The sequence below is a fragment of the Saccharothrix sabaoui genome (assembly GCF_051756985.1).
GTDB lineage: Bacteria > Actinomycetota > Actinomycetes > Mycobacteriales > Pseudonocardiaceae > Actinosynnema.
Genome location: NZ_JBPKJK010000004.1, coordinates 81,197 through 99,031 on the forward strand (window position 1 = coordinate 81,197; position 17,835 = coordinate 99,031).

Consider the following 17,835-nt stretch of genomic DNA (forward strand, 5'->3'; position numbering starts at 1 on the left):
AGGGAGGTCGTCGGGTGGCGGAGCAACCGGTGGACGAGCGGGTCGCCCCGGTCCGGGTGCCACCCGTGCCGACGTTCGAGCACTACTACGTGGTGCGCCGGCCGCGGGTCGTGGTGAAGCGCGACCTGCTGCCCGCGTTCTCCGTCCTGTCGGCCGTCGCCCTGGTCGGGCTGCCCGCCGGGTGGCTGTGGGCGTGGCTCGCGCCGGGGCAGAACGTCGTCGTGCAGGAGGACGCCTCGCTGGTCCCGGTGACCGGCGAGAGCTACCACCGGCTCGACGGGCTGATGCTGTTCGTGCTGATGGGGTTGGTCGTGGGGCTGCTGACCGGCATCGCGGTGTGGATGCTGCGCGAGCGGCGCGGCCCCGTGGTGATGCTGGGCGCGGTGCTGGGGTCGACGGTCGCCGGGTTCCTGGCGCAGCGCACCGGGCTCGGCACGGCGGCCGGCGACTACGCGCTCGGCGCCGCGCCCGAGGTCGGTGACGTGATCGCGCTGGCCCCCGTCCTGGAGACGTGGTGGGGACTGCTCGCGTGGCCCCTGGGCGCGGCGCTGGCCTACGGCTGCCTGGCCGCGTGGAACGGGTTGGACGACCTCGGTCGGCGGCTGGGCTAGCCGGTTCCTCAGAGCGCGTACGCGGTGTCGCGCACGTCGGTGACGAACATGTGCCCCGGCGCGTGGGTGATCGCGAACGGCGGCTTCGACGCCATGACCGCGGCCTGCGGGGTGACGCCGCACGCCCAGAACACGGGCACGTCGCCGTCGTGCGGTTCGGTGGGCTCGCCGAAGTCCGGCGCGCCCAGGTCGGCGATGCCCAGTGCGGCCGGGTCGCCCACGTGCAGCGGCGCGCCGTGGACGGCGGGCATCCGGGCGGTCACCTCCCGCGCCGTGCCCACCAGGTCGGCCGGGACGTAGCGCATCGAGACGACCACCGGCCCGTGCAGCCGCCCGGCGGGGCGGCACGCGAGGTCGGTGACGTACATCGGCACGTTGCGGCCCTGCTCGACGTGGCGGAGCGGGACGCCGGCGGTCCGCAGCTGCGACTCGAAGGTGAAGCTGCACCCGATGAGGAACGCCACCAGGTCGTCGCGCCAGAACGGCGTGGCGTCGGTGAACTCGCCGCGCAGCAGGCCGTTCTCCCACACGCGGTAGCGGGGCAGGTCGCGCATCAGGTCGGCGTTGTCCGCCAGCGCGGTCGTGGTGCTCCCGGCGTCGGTGACGTCGAGGACCGGGCACGGCTTGGGGTTGCGCTGGGTGAACAGCAGGACGTCGTACGCCCAGTCCGCGGGCACCGCGATCAGGTTGGCCTGGGCGTAGCCGTCGGCGAGGCCGGCGGTGGGGCCGGTGTGCGTGCGCCGGACCTCCGCCGGGGACAGGGCCGCGGGGGTCGTCGTGGCCGGGTTCGTCGTGTTCGGGGTCATCGCAGTTCCACGCCCTTCGTCTCCGGCAGGCCCAGCAGGGCGAGCACCGCGATGCCGTAGCCGATGGCGCCGAACACCATCGCGCCGCCGACGCCCATCGTGGTCGACAGGAAGCCCACCGCGGTCGGGAACAGCGCGCCCATGCCCCGGCCGAAGTTGTAGGTGAAGCCCTGGCCCGTGCCGCGCAGGTCGGTCGGGTACAGCTCGGCCAGGTACGAGCCGAACCCGCTGAAAATCGCCGACGTGCTGAAGCCGAGCGGGAACGTGACGAGCAGCAGGATGCCGTTCCCGCCCGCCGGGATCTGGGTGAACGCCACCACCAGCAGCGCGCTCAGGACCGCGAAGAGGGTGAAGGTGCGCTTGCGGCCGAGCCGGTCGGTCAGGTAGCCGCCGGTGAGGTAGCCCGCGAACGCGCCGCCGATGAGCAGGGTCAGGTAGCCGCCGGTGCCGACGACGCTGAGGCCGCGTTCGGTCTTGAGGAACGTCGGCACCCAGCTCGCGAGCGTGTAGTAGCCGCCCTGGACGCCGGTGGCGAGGAGCGCGGCGAAGAACGTCGTGCGGCCGAGGGGGTTGCGGAAGATCTCCCGGAAGCTGCCCTTGCGGGTGCTGGTGCCGAGGGCCGCGTCGGCGCGCGGGGCGTCCTGGATGTTGCGGCGGATGTAGAAGACGAGCACGGCGGGGATCGCGCCGGTCCAGAACAGCACGCGCCAGGCCGTGTCCTGCGGCACGAAGGTGAAGACGGCGGTGTAGACGACCACGCTGAGCGCCCAGCCGACGGCCCACGAGCTCTGGATGAACGCCACCGTGCGGCCCCGGTACTGCGGTTTGCAGTACTCGGCGACGAGGATCGCGCCCGCCGCCCACTCGCCGCCGAAGCCGAGGCCCTGGAGGGCGCGGAAGACCATCAGCATCTCGTAGCTGGTGGCGAAACCGCAGGCGACCGTGAAGACGGCGTAGGTGATGACGGTGATCATCAGGGTGCGGACGCGGCCGATGCGGTCGGCGAGGATGCCCGCGACGGCGCCGCCGATGGCCGAGACGACCAGGGTGACGGTGTTCAGCAGGCCCGCTTGGCCCTGGCTGATGCCGAAGTAGGCGGTGATGGCGAACAGGCCCAGGGGGAGGACCTGGAAGTCGTAGGCGTCGAGCCCGTAGCCGCCGAACGCGCCTATGAACGCCCGTTTGCCGTTGCGGCCGAGCGTGTGGAACCACGCGAACGGCCCGGTGGCGGTGGGGGTGGTGTCGGTGGTGCTCATGTCGGGATCACCTCGCTGCCAGAGGGGTGTGCCGTGGGACACACGCTAGAGGATTGTTGAACAATCCCACTAGAGGGCAATAGGACGAATCAACACGAGAACAACTTTCACGACCGCCCTGCGCCTGCGAACGCGCAAAACCCCGGCCTTCCCGCGGCGGAGGCGGAGGAGAGGGCCGGGGTGGCGGAGAAGAGGCGGGCCAGCGCGGGCCTGTGACCAGGCGTTCAAGGCCGAAGGGGAGATGGGGATGGGCGGCGGTCGCAGGCCCGGAGTCCGGGGCCAGGGGCCAGGGCTGGGTGGCGGTCGCGCGAGGCCGGACTCGGAACCGAGGTAGAGACGGGGGCAGGGGCCGAGACCGGGCGCGGGGCCGAGACCGGGCGCGGGGCCGAGACCGGGCGCGGGGCCGAGACCGGGCACGGGGCTGGACAAGAGCCGCAGAACCGCAGGGCTGGAGCCGGGGTTGGGAAAGGGACGCAGAGCCGCAAGGCCGGGGCCGGGCGAAGGGTGCGGGGCTGGAGCTGAGGCTGGACTGGGTTGCGCAGCCAGGGCGGGAGAGGGGGGAAGGCCGCCGGAGCGAACCGAAATCGAGGACTGGGACCAGGGTTGACCGGGCCGGGGGCCGACCAGACCAGGGTCGACCGGAGCCGGGGGCTATCGGAGCCGGGGGCTATCGGGCCGGGATCGACTGGGGCGAGGGCCACCGGTGCCGAGGACTGCCGGACCGGGGCCGACCGGGATCGGGGCCGACCGGGATCGGAGCCTACCGGGACCGGGGGCTACCGACCCGGGGTGGTCAGTTGCGGTGGGGGAGGTGGCCCAGTTCGGACAGCGGGGCGGGGACGGCGCTCAGGGCGGTCAGGATTCCGGCCTCGCGGTGCATGACCTTGCGGATCAGGCGCAGCCTGCGGGCCGGGGAGGTCTCCTCCAGCAGGTGCTGCCGGTCCTCCATGGTGAGCAGGCAGTCGGCGGCCAGGGCGTAGGCCAGCTCGTCCGGGGTCGTGTCCTCCGCCGGCGGCCGGTGGCCGTTGCCCTGGTAGGCGGCTTCCCGGTAGCGGCCGTGGGCGGCTCTCGCGCTGGCCGCCAGCACGGGCATCACGGCTTCCAGCTCCGGCGGCGTGGCGGTGTCGGGCAGCCACTCGACCGAACCGACCAGGTACGGCGCGCTGTCCTCGTCCACCTCCAGCAGGCGGAACCGCCGACCGCCGAGCGTGGCCAGGTCGAAGCGGCCGTCCGGCAGGCGCTTCGCGTCCTGGAGCACGGCCGTGCAGCCGACCACCTGGAGCGCCTCGATGTTCTCCGCCCCGACCTCCCAGCCCTGCTTGATCGACACAACGCCGAACGTCCGCTCCGGTACCGCGCCCGTCACGAGGTCCACCGTCAGCTGGCGGTACCTCGGCTCGAACACGTGCAGGGGGAGGGACGCCCCGGGCAGCAGCACGGTGCCCAGCGGGAACAGGGGGAGCGTCGTGGTCACGAACCCAAGCTACGGGTGGACGGTGGCCGCAGCACGGCGAACGGGTCCGTGACCCGCATTTCGCCCGACACGAAGCGGAACAGCGCCGCAGGTCGGCCGCCGGACGGGCCGGGCGGCGCGGTGGCACCGGTGGGTTCGAGCAGGCCCCGGCGGGACAGCACGCGCTGGAGGTTGGTCGCCGACACCTTGTAGCCCAGGGCCGCCGAGTACAGCGACCGCAGCGCGGAGATCGTGAACTCCGGCGGCGCCAGCGCGAACCCGAGGTTGGTGTAGGACAGCTTGGACGCGAGCCTGCTGCGCGCCCGGCGGCAGATGGACTCGTGGTCGAACGCGGTGGGGGGCAACGAGTCCACCGGGTGCCACTCGGTGTCCGACGGCACCACCGGGTCGATGTCGGAGGGCACCAGGCCGAGGAACGCGGTGGCCACGACGCGGGGTCCGGGCACCCGCCCGGGGTTGCTGAAGACGGCCAGCTGCTCCACGTGTGACAACTGTCGCACGTCGACCTTCTCCGCCAACTGGCGCCGGATCGACGACTCCACGTCCTCGAAATCGCCCAAACCGCCCCCGGGCAGTGACCAGCGGTGAGCGTGCGGTTCCCGCGCGCGTCGCCACAACATCACCTGGAGTGATCCGGCTCTCACCTGGAGCACTGCGGCCAACACCTCATGTCCCGCGAGACCCACCGGCTGATACTATCGGCAGCGTTTTCGACCGATAGGCGAAAACCTTGTCCCAAGGAGGAAGCATGGTCGCTACCGCCTACGTGGAGCGAACCTCGGACGGCGCGTACGACGGCATCGAGCCCGACGCCGACTGGCGCGACGAGGTGCTGCGGCTGGCGCGCGAGCGGGACGCGGTCATCCTCGCGCACAACTACCAGCTGCCCGAGATCCAGGACATCGCGCACCACACCGGTGACTCGCTGGCGCTCAGCCGCATCGCGGCCGCGAGCGACGCGTCCACCATCGTCTTCTGCGGCGTGCACTTCATGGCCGAGACCGCCAAGATCCTGGCCCCGCACAAGACGGTCCTGATCCCGGACGAGCGCGCGGGCTGCTCCCTGGCCGACTCGATCACCGGCGACGAGCTGCGGGCGTGGAAGGCCGAGCACCCCGGCGCGGTCGTCGTCTCCTACGTCAACACCACCGCCGAGGTGAAGGCGGAGACCGACATCTGCTGCACGTCGTCGAACGCCGTCGACGTGGTGGCCTCCATCCCGGCCGACCGCGAGGTGCTGTTCCTGCCGGACCAGTTCCTCGGCGCGCACGTCAAGCGCGAGACCGGCCGCGAGAACCTGCACATCTGGGCCGGCGAGTGCCACGTGCACGCGGGCATCAACGGCCCCGAGCTGGCCCAGCGGGCGGCCGACAACCCGGACGCCGACCTGTTCATCCACCCCGAGTGCGGCTGCGCGACCTCGGCGCTCTACCTCGCGGGCGAGGGCACCGTCCCGGCGGAGAAGGTGAAGATCCTCTCGACCGGCGACATGATCACCGCCGCCCGCAGCACCAGCGCCACCTCCGTGCTCGTGGCCACCGAGATCGGCATGCTGCACCAGCTCCGCCGCGCCGCGCCGGAGATCGACTTCCGCGCGGTGAACGACCGGGCGTCGTGCCGGTACATGAAGATGATCACCCCGGCGGCCCTGCTGCGCGGCCTGCGCGAGGGCAAGGACGAGGTGCACGTGGACCCGGAGACGGCCGGGCGCGCCCGGGGTGCGGTGCAGCGCATGATCGAGATCGGGCAGCCCGGCGGCGGCGAGTGAGCACCGCGCTCTGGGAGGCCCGCGCCGACCTGGTGGTCGTCGGCACGGGGGTGGCCGGTCTGACGGCGGCGCTGCGCGCGCGCGAACTGGGGCTGCGCGTCCTGGTCGTGACCAAGGCGTCCGGCGGTGACGGCAACACCCGCTGGGCCCAGGGCGGCGTCGCGGTCGTGCTGCCCGACGAGCACGACGAGGGCGACTCCGTCGACGCGCACGTGCGGGACACGCTCGTCGCGGGCGCGGGCCTGTGCGACGAGGACGCCGTGCGGGCGATCATCTCGGGCGGTCCGGCGGCGGTGACCCGGCTGCGCGAGCGCGGCGCGGTGTTCGACCCCGGGCCGACCGGCGCGCTGGCCCGCACGCGGGAGGGCGGGCACAGCGCGTTCCGCGTCGTGCACGCGGGCGGCGACGCGACCGGGGCCGAGGTGGAGCGCGCGCTGCTCGCCGCGTCCGACGGGTGCGTCCCCGTGCTGGAGAACCACATCGCGGTGGACGCCGTGCGCACGCCGCTCGGCCAGGTGTGCGGGCTGCTGGTGCTCGACGGCAACGGCGTGCCGGGCGTGCTGACCGCGCCCGCCGTGCTGCTGGCCAGCGGCGGCCTCGGGCAGCTCTACCAGGCGACGTCCAACCCCGAGGTGGCCACCGGCGACGGCCTGGCGCTCGCGCTGCGGGCCGGCGCGGTCGCGGCCGACGTCGAGTTCGTGCAGTTCCACCCGACCGTGCTCTACACCGGGCGGGGTGCGCGCGGCCGGTGCCCGCTGGTCACCGAGGCGGTGCGCGGCGAGGGCGCGGTGCTGGTCGACGCGACCGGCGCGCGCGTCATGCGCGGCGTGCACCCGCTGGAGGACCTGGCGCCGCGCGACGTCGTGGCCGCGGCCATCACCCGGCACGTCGCGGGCGCGCCCGGCGGCGTGGACGACCACGTCTTCCTCGACGCGACCGGCGTCCCGGACTTCGCGCGGCGGTTCCCGACCGTGCACTCGGCGTGCCTGACCGCGGGCGTGGACCCGTCGACCGAGCCGATCCCGGTCGCGCCCGCCGCGCACTTCGCGTGCGGCGGCGTGGTGTCCGATGTGGACGGGCGAACCGGCGTGACCGGTCTGTACGCGGCGGGCGAGGTGGCCCGGACCGGCCTGCACGGCGCGAACCGGTTGGCGTCCAACAGCTTGCTGGAAGGACTGGTCGTCGGCACGCGCGCGGCCGAGGCGGTCGCGGCGGACCTGGCGGTGGGCGTGCTGGCGCGCTGCACCGGCACGGCGGCGCTGCCGACCGCCCCGGTCGCGGACCGCGACTCGCTCCAGCGCGTGATGTCCCGCTACGCGGCCATCGGGCGCGACGCCGAGGGCCTCGCGGTCGTCGGCTCCGTGCTCGACCTGTCCACTGTGGACCGCGTGCTCGACACCCGGGAACTGGTCGAGGACGCGGCGCTCACCGTGGCGGCGCGGGCGCTGATCGCGGCGGCGGCCGAGCGCGAGGAGTCGCGCGGCTGCCACGTGCGCACCGATTTCACCGAACGCGACGACGTGCGCGGGCAGCGCAGCCAGGTCGTCCGGCTCAACCCGTCCGGGCAGCCCGTGCTGGCCGACCCGGTCGTGGCGAGGGGAGTGGCGTGACCACCGACGTGACCATCGACGTGGAGGACCTGCGCCGCGTGATCGCGACGGCGCTGGAGGAGGACCTGCGCTACGGGCCGGACGCGACGACCGCGGCCACCGTGCCCGCGGACGCCGTCGCGGTGGCCGAGCTGACGCCGCGCGCGGCCGGCGTGCTCGCGGGCGTGCCCGCCGCCCTGGAGGTGTTCCGCCAGGTGACGGACGTGGAGGTGCTGGAGCGGCGCGAGGACGGCACGAAGGCGGTGCCGGGCGAGCCGGCGCTGGTCGTGCGCGGTCCCGTGCGCGGCCTGCTGACCGCCGAGCGCACCGCGCTGAACCTGGTGTGCCACCTGTCGGGCGTCGCCACGCTGACCGCCGCGTGGGTGGAGGCGGTCGCGGGCACCCGGGCGGCCGTGCGGGACTCCCGCAAGACCCTGCCGGGCCTGCGCCTGCTGGAGAAGTACGCGGTGCGCGCGGGCGGCGGCGTGAACCACCGGCTGGGCCTCGGCGACGCCGTGCTGATCAAGGACAACCACGTCCGGGCGGCGGGGTCGGTGCGGGCCGCGCTGGCCGCGGTGCGCGCGCACGCCCCGGACCTGCCGTGCGAGGTCGAGGTGGACTCGCTGGAGCAGCTGGACGAGGCGGTCGGCGAGGGGGCGGCGCTCGTGCTGCTGGACAACTTCACCGTCGCGGACTGCGCGGAGGCGGTCCGGCGGGCCGGCGGGGTGGCGCTGGAGGCGTCCGGCGGGCTCACGCTGGACGTGGCGCGGGCGTACGCGGAGACCGGCGTGGACTACCTGGCGGTGGGCGGCCTGACCCACTCGGCGCCCGCGCTGGACCTCGGGCTCGACCTGCGCTGACCGCGGGCCCCACCGCGCGGGCTCGACCTGCGCCGGACCCCGGGACCTGCGCCGGACCCCGGGACCTGCGCCGGACCCCGGGACCTGCGCCGGACCCCGGGACCTGCGCCGGACCCCGGGCCCGTGCCCCGCGCCGGAAGCGCCCGCGTCCCGGGGCACGGGGACGCGGGCGCGGGCCGGGGTGCGCGCCCGGTCGGCGTCGCGGCGGTCAGGTGTCGCGGCGGTCGGTGTCGCGCACCTCGGTGCGGCCCGAGTCGTCGCGCTGCACGTCGACGCGCTCCTTGCGGACCTGGCCGCTGACGCGCTCCTGCTCGGTGACGGTCTCCTTGTCGAGCCGCACCCGCTCGACCGGCTTCGCGGTCTTCTCCACCACCGGCTCCTCGCGGCGGAGGGTGACCGACGCCTCCTCCTCGGCGAACGCCCGCCCGCCAGCGGCGCCGTCGGCCGGCTCGCGGACGACCCTGACCTCCTCGTGCGTGACCGGCACGGTCATGTCCCGCTGCTCGGTCACGGTGTGCTTGACCAACCGCACCCGGCCGGCCTCCACGTCGCGCTTGCCGACGTGGATGTCCTCCTCGTACCGGGTCACGGCGTCGTCGCCGCGGGTCCCGTGGCGGCCCTGCCGGCCGGTCATGCCGTGCTCGTCGACCTCGCCGGGCGTCCGGTCCGCCATGCCGCCCGACGCGGCCGTGCCGCCCGCCGTGCCGCTCGCGGCCATGCCGCCCGCCGTGCCGCCGGCCTTCCCGCGCCCGGGCAGGCGGTCGTGGTCGCCGCTGCGGTTGGCCGGGATCATCCCGTAGTACTCGTACAGCTCGTCCTGCTGGGAATCGGACATGTGCTGGTCGGACACGTCGATCCGCGGCGCGTCCTTCACCTGCTGCTTGTCCACGTGCACGGTGATGGTGCCGTTGCCCATGGTCGCGTCCTGGATCGGGACGAACGACTCCCTGAGCCCGAACAGACCGGTGTGCACCGAGGCCCACATCGGTCGCCCGTCGCGGTCGTCGAGCCAGATCTGCTTCACGGAGCCGATGCGCTCGCCGTGCTCGTCGACGACCTCGCAGTCGTACAGTCGGTCCACTTCGGCCTGGTTGATCATGCCCGTGCTCCCCTTCGCCCTGGGTCTCCCTGACCAGGAAGGGCTTCCCGAGCGACGTGGAAACCTAAGCGGCCGTCACGCGGCCGGGGGACGGACGTTCCCCCGAAGGAAATTCACAGCCGACGGTTCGCGAGGACCGGCACCGTGCGCCGCGCCGCCTCGACGGCCTCCGCGCCCACGTCGACGAGCAGGGACCCCGGCTCGCCCGCCAGTTGCGCCACCACCTCGCCCAGCGGCGAGACCGCCGTGCTGAAGCCGATGCCGGTGGGCGCGCCGCCGTGGTCGGTCGCCGGGTCGCCCTGCCCGCACGCCAGCACCCACGACGTGCAGTCCAGCGCCCGCGCCCGGACCAGCAGCTCCCACTGCTCGCGCTTGCCCGGCCCCGCGCCCCACGACGCGCAGACCAGCACGGCCTGCGCGCCCCGGTCGGCCAGCGCCCGGAACAGCTCCGGGAACCGCACGTCGTAGCAGGTGGCCAGGCCCAGCACGAGGCCGTCCACCTCGACGGTCACCACCGAGGACCCCGGCGCCACGGTGCGCGACTCGGTGAACCCGAACGCGTCGAACAGGTGGATCTTGTCGTAGCCCAGGTGATGCCCCGCACCCGTCACCAGCAGGGTGTTCGTCACCCGACCGTCGGGTGACGGCGTGAACATGCCCGCCACGACGACCACGTCGTGCTCACGGGCGACCCCGGCCACCGCCGACGCCCACGGCCCGTCCAGCGGCTCGGCGACCGGCCCGAGGGGCACGCCGAACCGGCACATCGTCGCCTCCGGGAACACGACCACCCGGGCGCCGCCCGCCGCCGCCCGCGCCGTCCCCTCCCGCACCAGGTCGAGGTTGGCCGCCGGGTCGGTGGAGGAGTTGATCTGGCACAGGGCGACACGCATGAGCCCACTCTAGGTAGTGTCGGGACCCGTGCGCTCCCTCCTCCCCCCGCTCGTCGTCGCCGCCGTCGCCCTCGTCGCCGCGGGGTGCACGGGCGGCCCGACACCGAGCGCCGAGGGCACCCCGGACGGCAGCTCGATCGTGCTGGCCGACCCGGTGGAGCCGACCACGCTGAACCCGCTGCTCGGCTACGGCCGCGGCGGCGTCTCCAAGATCTACGACGGCCTGGTCGGGCACCGCGCGGACGGCAGCGTGCGGCCCCAGCTCGCCGCCGAGCCGCCCGAACCCGCCGCGGACGGCCTGAGCTGGACCGTCGAGCTGCGCCGGGACGTGACGTTCGCCGACGGCACGGCGTTCGGCCCCGAGGACGTGCTCGCCACGTACACGGCGCTGCTGGACCCCGCGTCCGGCTCGACCGAGCGGACCGAGTTCACCGGCCTGACCGGCGTGGAGCGGCTCGACGCGCACACCGTCCGGTTCACCCTGGACAAGCCGTGGGCCGCGTTCCCGCACCTGCTCACGCTCGGCATCCTGCCCAGCGAGGCGCTCGGCGGTCCGCTGGCCGAGGTGAAGCCCGTCGGCACCGGCCCGTACAAGCTGGTGGAGTGGAAGAAGGGCGACCGGATGGTGCTGGAGGCCAACGCCTCCCACTTCGCCGGCGAGCCGAAGATCCGCAGGCTCACCGTCGTGTTCGTGCCGGACGACAACACGCGCGCCCAGCGGATGCGGGCGGGCGAGTTCGACGGGACCGAGCTGCCGCCGCGCCTCGCGGACGAGTCCGACGGCGACGGGCTGCGCGTCATCACGCACCGCAGCGCCGACCTGCGCGCCGTCACCCTGCCCACCGGCCCGGTGACCGGCGACAGCGCGATCCGGGTGGCGCTCAACCACGCCGTCGACCGCGAGGGCCTGGTGGACGGCCTGCTGGGCGGCAAGGGCAGCCCGGCGAGCACGCCGATCCCGGACGCGCTGCCCGAGTTCCTCGACCCCGGCGCGCGGTTCGCCCACGACGAGGCGCTGGCGAACCTGCTGCTCGACCAGGCGGGCTGGGTGCGCGGCGAGGACGGGGTGCGCGCGCGCGACGGCGTGCCGGCCCGGTTCACGCTGATGTACCCGCTCGGCGACGCGGTGCGCGCCGACCTGGCCACCGCGTTCGCCGCCGACGCCAAGGCGGTCGGGGTGGACGTGCAGCTCGCGGGCCTGGGCCGGGAGGCGATCGCCGGCCGGGTCGGCGTGGACGCCCTGCTGCACGGCGGCGGCACGCCGTTCGACCCGGACCTGGCCACCTACCGGGCGCTGCACACCGGCAACCCGTGGGGCTACTCGAACCCGCAGGTCGACGCCGCCCTCGACACCGGCCGGGCGCTGCTGGACCCGGCGCAGCGGGCGGCGGCCTACAAGCAGTTCCAGCGCGCCTACCTGGCCTCGCCGGGCATGGTGGTGCTGGCGTCCGTGCAGCACGCGTACGTCGTGCGGGAGAACTGGAACGGCTACCAGGCCGTGGTGGACCCGGGCGTGCACGGCGCGCTGTCCTGGGGCCCGTGGTGGAACCTGGAGAGGTGGACTGCCCGGTGACGGTGTTCCTCGACTCGGCCGGGTCCTCGCTCCCGCCGCGGGAGGTCCTCGACGAGGTCGTCGGGCACCTGCGCCGGGAGGCCGAGGTCGGCGGGTACCTCGCCGCGCAGGAGCGCGAGGCCGACCTGGCGGCCGGGTACGGGCTGGTCGCCGAGCTGCTCGGCGCGCGGCCGGACGAGGTCGCGTTCACCGACAGCGCGACCCGGTCGTGGCTGACCGCGTTCGACGCCGTGCCGCTCGCCGAGGGCGACCGGGTGCTGTTCGGCGAGGCCGAGTACGCGGGCACCGCCATCCCGATCCTGCACCGGGCGCGCGAGGTGGGCGCGGTCGCCGAGGCCGTGCCGTCCGACCGGCACGGGCAGCTCGACCTCGACGCGCTGGCCGGGATGCTGGACGAGCGCGTCAAGCTCGTCTCGCTGACCCACGTGCCCACCAACAGCGGCCTGGTCAACCCGGCCCGCGAGGTCGCCGCCGCCGCCCACGAGGTGGGCGCGCTGGTGCTGCTGGACGCGTGCCAGTCGATCGGCCAGATGCCGGTGCGCGCCGACGAGCTGGGCGTCGACCTGATCACGGGCACCGGCCGCAAGTGGCTGCGCGGCCCGCGCGGCACCGGCGTGCTGGTGGTGCGGCGCGCGGCGGCCGAGGTGCTCCGGCCCCGCCTGGTGGACCTGCACAGCGCCGAGTGGACCGGCCCGGACGAGATCCGGCTGCGCGAGGACGCCCGCGTGCACGAGATCTGGGAGACGAGCGTCGCCGACCGCCTCGGCCTGCTCGCCGCCGTGCGGTACGCGCTGGCCAGGGGCCTGGACGTGATCGAGCGCGAGGTCGCCGAACGCGCCGGGCGGTTGCGCGCGGGCCTGTCCGCGCTGCCCGGCGTGACCGTCCGCGACATCGGCGAGCGCCGGTCCGGCATCGTCACCTTCACCGCGGACGGCCTGACCGCCGGCGAGGTGAAGGGCCGGCTCGCGGAGCGCGGGGTGACGGTCACCGTCAGCTCGGCGTCCTCGACGCTGCTCGACATGACCCGGCGCGGGCTCACCGAGGTGGTCCGGGCCTCGCCGCACTACTTCGTCGGGCTGGACGAGGTGGACCGGGCCGTGGAGCTGGTCGGCGAGGTCACCGCCCGCCGACGCTGACGCGGGGCACCGCCCGCCGACGCTGACGCGGGGGCACCGCCCGCCGACGCGGACGTGCCCGCCGGGGGACCCCCGACGGGCACGTCCCGGTGCGGTCGGTCAGCAGGTGCGGCCGGTGATGCGGGGGACGCAGTCGGTGTAGTCCAGCAGGAGCTGGACCGCCGTGTCGTTCCGCGCCGTCTGGGTCGCGATGACGGTGTCGCGCGGGTAGAACCCGCTCGTCCCGCTGGCGGACTTCGGGTACATCTCGAACGTGTAGCTCCAGATCTTGTGCGCGGCCCACATCCAGTCGTCGACGCTGCCGTCGGTGATGTAGAGGTCGCTGGCCTGCTGCGGCGTGTAGCCGTTCAGCGCGGCCAGCCGCCGGCCCATCGTCTGGAACACGTTGGCCTGCGTGGCGTCCAGGCCGGCCGCGGTGTCGTTGTAGGTGTAGCCGTACGGCCACAGCACCAGTTCCGAGTAGGTGTGGAAGTCGATGTGCGACTTGATCTGCTGCACACCGCCGACCACGCGGCTGTTGGTGAAGTCCCGGACCCGGGCGACCTCCGGCGCGGAGAACGCCGCCGTGCCGCGGTAGGTGTCGGACGAGCCGCTGCCGCTGGAACCGCCGCAGCAGCCCCACTGGTGGCCCCAGTTGCGGTTGGGGTCGGTGCCGACCGCCGTGGAGTTCGGCTGCCGGTTCTTGCGCCACGCGCGGAACGAGCCGGTGGCGATGTCGTACTCCGCGCCGTCCGGGTTGACGCTGGGGATGACCCAGATCTCCCGGCTGTCGACCGTGTTCTTGATGGTCGTGTTCGACGCGTAGTTGTCCGTGTACCGCTGGACGATGCGCAGGCACATCTCCACGGTCAGGTGCTCGCGGGCGTGCTGGTTGCAGGTGAACAGCGACTCGGGCTCCGCCTCGTCGGACCCCGGGTTGTCGCTGATCTTGACCGCCCAGATGTCGCGGCCCTCGTACGACTTGCCGATGCTGCGCAGGGTGAGCAGCGTCGGGTGGTCGCGGACCGCCTGGTTCAGCTCGGCGACCATCTCGGCGTAGTTGTGGTAGCCGGTGTAGCCGGACGGGAAGTCCTGCGCGCCGACCTCGCCGGGCACGCGGTCGGTGAAGTCGGCCTCGCCGAGGGCCGCCAGCTCCGCGTCCGCGTCGCCGAGGGACTTCAGCCGCAGGCCGGTCGCGCGCAGCGCCCACTGCTGGCGGGGCTCCGCGATCACGGTGAGCGTGTCGCCGGTCTGGCCGAGGACGTCGACCCCGGTGCGGGCGACCTTCGTCCGCGCCTCCGGCGTGGTGGCGGTGACCTCGAAGAGGGTCCGCTCGGGGGACTGCGCCGTCGACGGCTGCGCCGACCCGGTGTGCAGGGGCAGCACCAGGGTCGCGCTCGCGACAAGCGCGGCGGCCACGAGGCCGCGTCGCTTGGTGAACATCAAGCCTCCATCATCAGCAGGGTTTGCGACGGAGATGTGCACACGCAGCGTCGCGCCTCGCTCACTGATCGAGGTAGCCCCCGTTTGTCGGGTTCGCCGCGCGGCCCCGGGCTGACAGTTGACGGAATTGTCGACCGCTTACCCTTGGGGGCATGCTCAACCGCATCGACCTGCGAGGTCGAGTCCCGTCACCCGCCGAACTGCGCGCCGCGCTGCCGCGCGCCGAGGTCGACGTGGACGCGGTGCTGCATCAGGTCCGACCGCTCGTGGAGGACGTGCGCACCCGCGGCGTCGACGCCGTGCTGAAGCACACCGAGCGGTTCGACGGGGTCCGACCGGCCGCCGTCCGCGTGCCCGTCGCCGAGCTGGGGCGCGCCCTGGCCGAGCTGGACCCGGCCGTGCGCGCCGCGTTGGAGGAGTCGGTCGCCCGCGCCCGCGCGGTGCACGCCGACCAGCGCCGGACGGACACGACCACCCAGGTCGTGCCCGGCGGGACGGTCACCGAGCGGTGGGTCCCCGTGCGGCGCGTCGGCCTGTACGCGCCGGGCGGCCTGGCCGTCTACCCGTCGAGCGTGGTCATGAACGTGGTCCCGGCGCAGCTCGCCGGGGTCGAGTCGCTGGTGGTCTGCTCCCCGCCGCAGGCGGCGTTCGGCGGCCTGCCGCACCCGGCGGTGCTGGCCGCCGCCGCGCTGCTGGGCGTGACCGAGGTGTGGGCGGTGGGCGGCGCGCTCGCCGTGGCCCTGCTCGCGCACGGCGGCACGGACACCGACGGCTCCGAGCTGGAACCGGTCGACCTGGTCACCGGTCCCGGCAACGTCTACCTGACCGCGGCCAAGCGGCTGCTGCGCGGCCTGATCGGCATCGACTCCGAGGCCGGGCCGACCGAGATCGCGGTGCTCGCCGACGACACGGCCGACCCGGTGCACGTGGCCGCCGACCTGATTAGCCAGGCCGAGCACGACCCGCTCGCCGCGAGCGTGCTGGTCACCACGTCCGAGGCGCTGGCCGACGCGGTGGACCGCGAGCTGGGGCGCCTGGTCGACGAGACCAAGCACCACGAGCGGGTGCGCACCGCGCTGACCGGGCCGCAGTCCGGCGTCGTGCTGGTGTCGACCCTGGACGACGGGCTGCGCGTCGTCGACGTGTACGCGGCCGAGCACCTGGAGGTGCAGACGGCCGACGCGCGCGCGGTCGCCGCGCGGGTCCGCGCCGCCGGGGCGATCTTCGTCGGCCCGCACTCGCCGGTGTCGCTCGGCGACTACTGCGCGGGCTCCAACCACGTGCTGCCCACCGGCGGCTGCGCGCGGCACTCGTCGGGGCTGTCCGTGCAGACGTTCCTGCGCGGCATCCACGTGATCGACTACGGCGAGGACGCGCTGCGCTCCGTCGCGCACCACGTGGTCGCGCTGGCCGAGGCCGAGGACCTGCCCGCGCACGGCCAGGCGGTCACCGCCAGGTTCCGCCGGTGAAGCCGATCGGCGAGCGGGTGGAGCTGGCCGACCTCCCGCTGCGCGAGGACCTGCGCGGTCGCACGCCCTACGGTGCGCCGCAGCTCGACGTGCCGGTGCGGCTGAACACCAACGAGAACCCGTACCCGCCCACGCCGGGCCTGGTGGACGACGTGACCAAGGAGGTCGCGGCGGCCGCCGCCGAGCTGCACCGCTACCCGGACCGGGACGCGGTGGCGCTGCGCGACGACCTCGCCGCCTACCTGTCGTCCTCGACCGGCGTGCCGCTGACCGCCGCGAACCTGTGGGCCGCCAATGGGTCGAACGAGATCCTCCAGCAGCTCCTCCAGGCGTTCGGCGGGCCGGGCCGGACGGCGCTGGGCTTCGAGCCGTCGTACTCGATGCACCCGATCATCGCGGCGGGCACGCGCACCGAGTGGGCGCCCGCGCCGCGCCGCGCCGACTTCTCGCTGGACGTGGCGCGGGCCGCCGAGACCGTCGCGGCGTCCGCCGCCGACGTGGTGTTCGTGACCAGCCCGAACAACCCCACCGGCCAGAGCCTCCCGCTCGACGACCTGCGGGTGCTGGTCGAGGCCGCGCGCGGCGTGGTCGTGGTGGACGAGGCGTACGCGGAGTTCTCCTCGCGGCCCTCGGCGGTGCGGCTGCTGGCCGAGTACCCGGCGAAGCTGGTCGTGAGCCGGACCATGAGCAAGGCGTTCGCCTTCGCCGGCGGCCGGCTGGGCTACCTCGCCGCCGCGCCCGCCGTCGTGGACGCGCTGCTGCTGGTCAGGCTGCCGTACCACCTGTCGGTGCTGACCCAGGCGGCGGCACGGGCGGCGCTGCGGCACGCGCCGGAGACGCTGGGGTCGGTCGCGAAGCTCGCGGCCGAGCGGGACCGGGTGGTGGCGGAGCTGACCGCGATGGGCTTCGCGGTGGTGCCGAGCGACGCGAACTTCGTGCTCTTCGGCTGGTTCGAGGACGCGCGGGCCACGTGGCGGTCGTATCTGGAACACGGGGTGCTGATCAGGGACGTCGGCATCACCGGACATCTGCGGGTGACGGTCGGTACTCCGGAGGAGAACGACGCGTTCCTCGCGGCGAGCAGGGAGGTTGACCGGTGAGCCGGGTCGGCAAGGTGGAGCGCACCACCAGGGAGTCGTCGGTGCACGTCGAGATCGACCTCGACGGCACGGGCAAGGTCGAGATCGCCACGGGGGTGCCGTTCTACGACCACATGCTGACGGCGCTCGGCGTGCACGGGTCGTTCGACCTCGTGGTGCGGGCGACGGGTGACGTGGAGATCGACGCCCACCACACGGTGGAGGACGTGGCGATCGTGCTCGGGCAGGCGCTGCGCGAGGCGCTGGGCGACAAGGCGGGCATCCGCCGGTTCGGCGACGCGTGGATCCCGATGGACGAGACGCTGGCGCACGCGGCGGTCGACGTGTCGGGGCGGCCGTACTGCGTGCACGTCGGCGAGCCGGAGCAGTTCACCACCTTCACGATCGGCGGCAACTACCCGTTCGTGCTCAACCGGCACGTGTTCGACTCGCTGGCCTTCCACGCCGGGATCGCGCTGCACGTGCGCGTGGAGTACGGCCGGGACCCGCACCACATCACCGAGGCGGAGTTCAAGGCCGTCGCGCGGGCGCTGCGGGCGGCGGTCGAGCCCGACCCGCGCGTCGGGGGCGTGCCCTCCACCAAGGGCGTGCTGTAGGTGTCCCAGTCGCTGGTGGTGATCGGGCTGCTGGCGCTGGCCGGTTTCCTGGCCGGTGGCGTCTACAGCACCTGGAAGACGGTCCGGGGCCTGTCGATCGTGCTGCTGGTCCTGGCGCTGGTCTCGGTGGGCGCGGCCGTCGCCTGGCTGCTGTAGCCTCGTTGGATCGTTCAACAATCCAAC

The 17,835-nt window shown here is 74.1% G+C and carries 17 protein-coding genes; 10 read left to right on the top strand and 7 right to left on the bottom strand.

Annotated elements, in window-relative coordinates; translation table 11 throughout:
• The first annotated feature begins 14 nt into the window (after nucleotides 1–14).
• Nucleotides 15–611: a DUF2567 domain-containing protein gene (locus tag ACR807_RS02465; RefSeq protein ID WP_438919508.1), complete on the top strand. Its 597-nt coding sequence runs from the start codon at nucleotides 15–17 to the stop codon at nucleotides 609–611.
• Nucleotides 612–619: 8 nt separating this feature from the next.
• Here the strand turns inward: ACR807_RS02465 and ACR807_RS02470 are convergent, their stop codons facing one another.
• The 4 genes from ACR807_RS02470 to ACR807_RS02485 all read right to left on the bottom strand — a co-directional run bounded on the left by ACR807_RS02470 (nucleotide 620) and on the right by ACR807_RS02485 (nucleotide 4,833).
• Entirely contained in the window at nucleotides 620–1,417 is a 798-nt protein-coding gene (locus ACR807_RS02470; protein ID WP_438919509.1) for a putative hydro-lyase, read from the bottom strand.
• Nucleotides 1,414–2,673, bottom strand: coding sequence for an MFS transporter (locus ACR807_RS02475; protein WP_438919510.1), 1,260 nt, complete (start codon nucleotides 2,671–2,673; stop codon nucleotides 1,414–1,416). The genes ACR807_RS02470 and ACR807_RS02475 overlap by 4 nt, the downstream gene beginning before the upstream one ends.
• 793 nt (nucleotides 2,674–3,466) lie before the next feature.
• Complete coding sequence (locus ACR807_RS02480) at nucleotides 3,467–4,147, bottom strand: LON peptidase substrate-binding domain-containing protein (protein ID WP_438919511.1); 681 nt, start codon at nucleotides 4,145–4,147, stop codon at nucleotides 3,467–3,469.
• Nucleotides 4,144–4,833, bottom strand: coding sequence for an NUDIX hydrolase (locus tag ACR807_RS02485; RefSeq protein WP_438919512.1), 690 nt, complete (start codon nucleotides 4,831–4,833; stop codon nucleotides 4,144–4,146). Before ACR807_RS02485 ends, ACR807_RS02480 begins: the two co-directional genes overlap by 4 nt.
• Nucleotides 4,834–4,895: 62 nt before the next feature.
• Here ACR807_RS02485 and nadA point away from each other — a divergent pair, with 62 nt between their 5' ends.
• From nadA to nadC, 3 genes are read left to right on the top strand one after another with little or no spacing between them, the layout of a single operon-like run.
• A complete protein-coding gene (gene nadA / locus ACR807_RS02490; RefSeq protein ID WP_438919513.1) occupies nucleotides 4,896–5,915 on the top strand; it encodes a quinolinate synthase NadA in 1,020 nt (339 codons plus the stop codon).
• Nucleotides 5,912–7,525, top strand: coding sequence for an L-aspartate oxidase (locus ACR807_RS02495; RefSeq protein ID WP_438919514.1), 1,614 nt, complete (start codon nucleotides 5,912–5,914; stop codon nucleotides 7,523–7,525). The genes nadA and ACR807_RS02495 overlap by 4 nt, the downstream gene beginning before the upstream one ends.
• An 8-nt stretch (nucleotides 7,526–7,533) precedes the next feature.
• Complete coding sequence (nadC, locus tag ACR807_RS02500) at nucleotides 7,534–8,364, top strand: carboxylating nicotinate-nucleotide diphosphorylase (protein ID WP_438919555.1); 831 nt, start codon at nucleotides 7,534–7,536, stop codon at nucleotides 8,362–8,364.
• Nucleotides 8,365–8,572: 208 nt separating this feature from the next.
• Here nadC and ACR807_RS02505 read toward each other — a convergent pair whose 3' ends face one another.
• Both ACR807_RS02505 and ACR807_RS02510 read right to left on the bottom strand, forming a co-directional pair.
• Nucleotides 8,573–9,463: a DUF2382 domain-containing protein gene (locus ACR807_RS02505; RefSeq protein WP_438919515.1), complete on the bottom strand. Its 891-nt coding sequence runs from the start codon at nucleotides 9,461–9,463 to the stop codon at nucleotides 8,573–8,575.
• Between the two features lie 113 nt (nucleotides 9,464–9,576).
• Nucleotides 9,577–10,356: a carbon-nitrogen hydrolase family protein gene (locus tag ACR807_RS02510; RefSeq protein ID WP_438919516.1), complete on the bottom strand. Its 780-nt coding sequence runs from the start codon at nucleotides 10,354–10,356 to the stop codon at nucleotides 9,577–9,579.
• A 28-nt stretch (nucleotides 10,357–10,384) separates the two neighbouring features.
• On the opposite strand from ACR807_RS02510, the gene ACR807_RS02515 reads away from it, so the two are divergent.
• Both ACR807_RS02515 and ACR807_RS02520 read left to right on the top strand, forming a co-directional pair.
• On the top strand, nucleotides 10,385–11,929 hold the full coding sequence (locus tag ACR807_RS02515; RefSeq protein WP_438919517.1) for an ABC transporter substrate-binding protein: 1,545 nt from the start codon (nucleotides 10,385–10,387) through the stop codon (nucleotides 11,927–11,929).
• Nucleotides 11,896–13,065, top strand: coding sequence for an aminotransferase class V-fold PLP-dependent enzyme (locus tag ACR807_RS02520; protein WP_438919518.1), 1,170 nt, complete (start codon nucleotides 11,896–11,898; stop codon nucleotides 13,063–13,065). The genes ACR807_RS02515 and ACR807_RS02520 overlap by 34 nt, the downstream gene beginning before the upstream one ends.
• Nucleotides 13,066–13,164: 99 nt before the next feature.
• Here the strand turns inward: ACR807_RS02520 and ACR807_RS02525 are convergent, their stop codons facing one another.
• Entirely contained in the window at nucleotides 13,165–14,487 is a 1,323-nt protein-coding gene (locus ACR807_RS02525) for a M14 family metallopeptidase (protein WP_438919519.1), read from the bottom strand.
• A gap of 152 nt (nucleotides 14,488–14,639) precedes the next feature.
• On the opposite strand from ACR807_RS02525, the gene hisD reads away from it, so the two are divergent.
• From hisD to ACR807_RS02545, 4 genes are read left to right on the top strand one after another with little or no spacing between them, the layout of a single operon-like run.
• Nucleotides 14,640–15,956 (top strand): histidinol dehydrogenase, encoded by a 1,317-nt coding sequence (gene hisD / locus ACR807_RS02530; protein WP_438919520.1) that lies wholly within the window; start codon nucleotides 14,640–14,642, stop codon nucleotides 15,954–15,956.
• Nucleotides 15,953–17,056: a histidinol-phosphate transaminase gene (locus ACR807_RS02535; protein ID WP_438919521.1), complete on the top strand. Its 1,104-nt coding sequence runs from the start codon at nucleotides 15,953–15,955 to the stop codon at nucleotides 17,054–17,056. The genes hisD and ACR807_RS02535 overlap by 4 nt, the downstream gene beginning before the upstream one ends.
• Entirely contained in the window at nucleotides 17,053–17,652 is a 600-nt protein-coding gene (gene hisB / locus ACR807_RS02540) for an imidazoleglycerol-phosphate dehydratase HisB (protein WP_438919522.1), read from the top strand. The genes ACR807_RS02535 and hisB overlap by 4 nt, the downstream gene beginning before the upstream one ends.
• Complete coding sequence (locus ACR807_RS02545; RefSeq protein ID WP_438919523.1) at nucleotides 17,653–17,808, top strand: CG2302 family histidine operon protein; 156 nt, start codon at nucleotides 17,653–17,655, stop codon at nucleotides 17,806–17,808.
• Nucleotides 17,809–17,835: the final 27 nt, after the last annotated feature.

What these genes read in the sequence shown, in the direction of transcription:
- ACR807_RS02470 (WP_438919509.1), bottom strand. Translation starts at nt 1,417, where the DNA reads ATGACCCCGAACACGACGAACCCGGCCACGACGACCCCCGCGGCCCTG.
- ACR807_RS02475 (WP_438919510.1), bottom strand. Translation starts at nt 2,673, where the DNA reads ATGAGCACCACCGACACCACCCCCACCGCCACCGGGCCGTTCGCGTGG.
- nadA (WP_438919513.1), top strand. Translation starts at nt 4,896, where the DNA reads ATGGTCGCTACCGCCTACGTGGAGCGAACCTCGGACGGCGCGTACGAC.
- ACR807_RS02505 (WP_438919515.1), bottom strand. Translation starts at nt 9,463, where the DNA reads ATGATCAACCAGGCCGAAGTGGACCGACTGTACGACTGCGAGGTCGTC.
- ACR807_RS02510 (WP_438919516.1), bottom strand. Translation starts at nt 10,356, where the DNA reads ATGCGTGTCGCCCTGTGCCAGATCAACTCCTCCACCGACCCGGCGGCC.
- ACR807_RS02525 (WP_438919519.1), bottom strand. Translation starts at nt 14,487, where the DNA reads ATGTTCACCAAGCGACGCGGCCTCGTGGCCGCCGCGCTTGTCGCGAGC.
- hisD (WP_438919520.1), top strand. Translation starts at nt 14,640, where the DNA reads ATGCTCAACCGCATCGACCTGCGAGGTCGAGTCCCGTCACCCGCCGAA.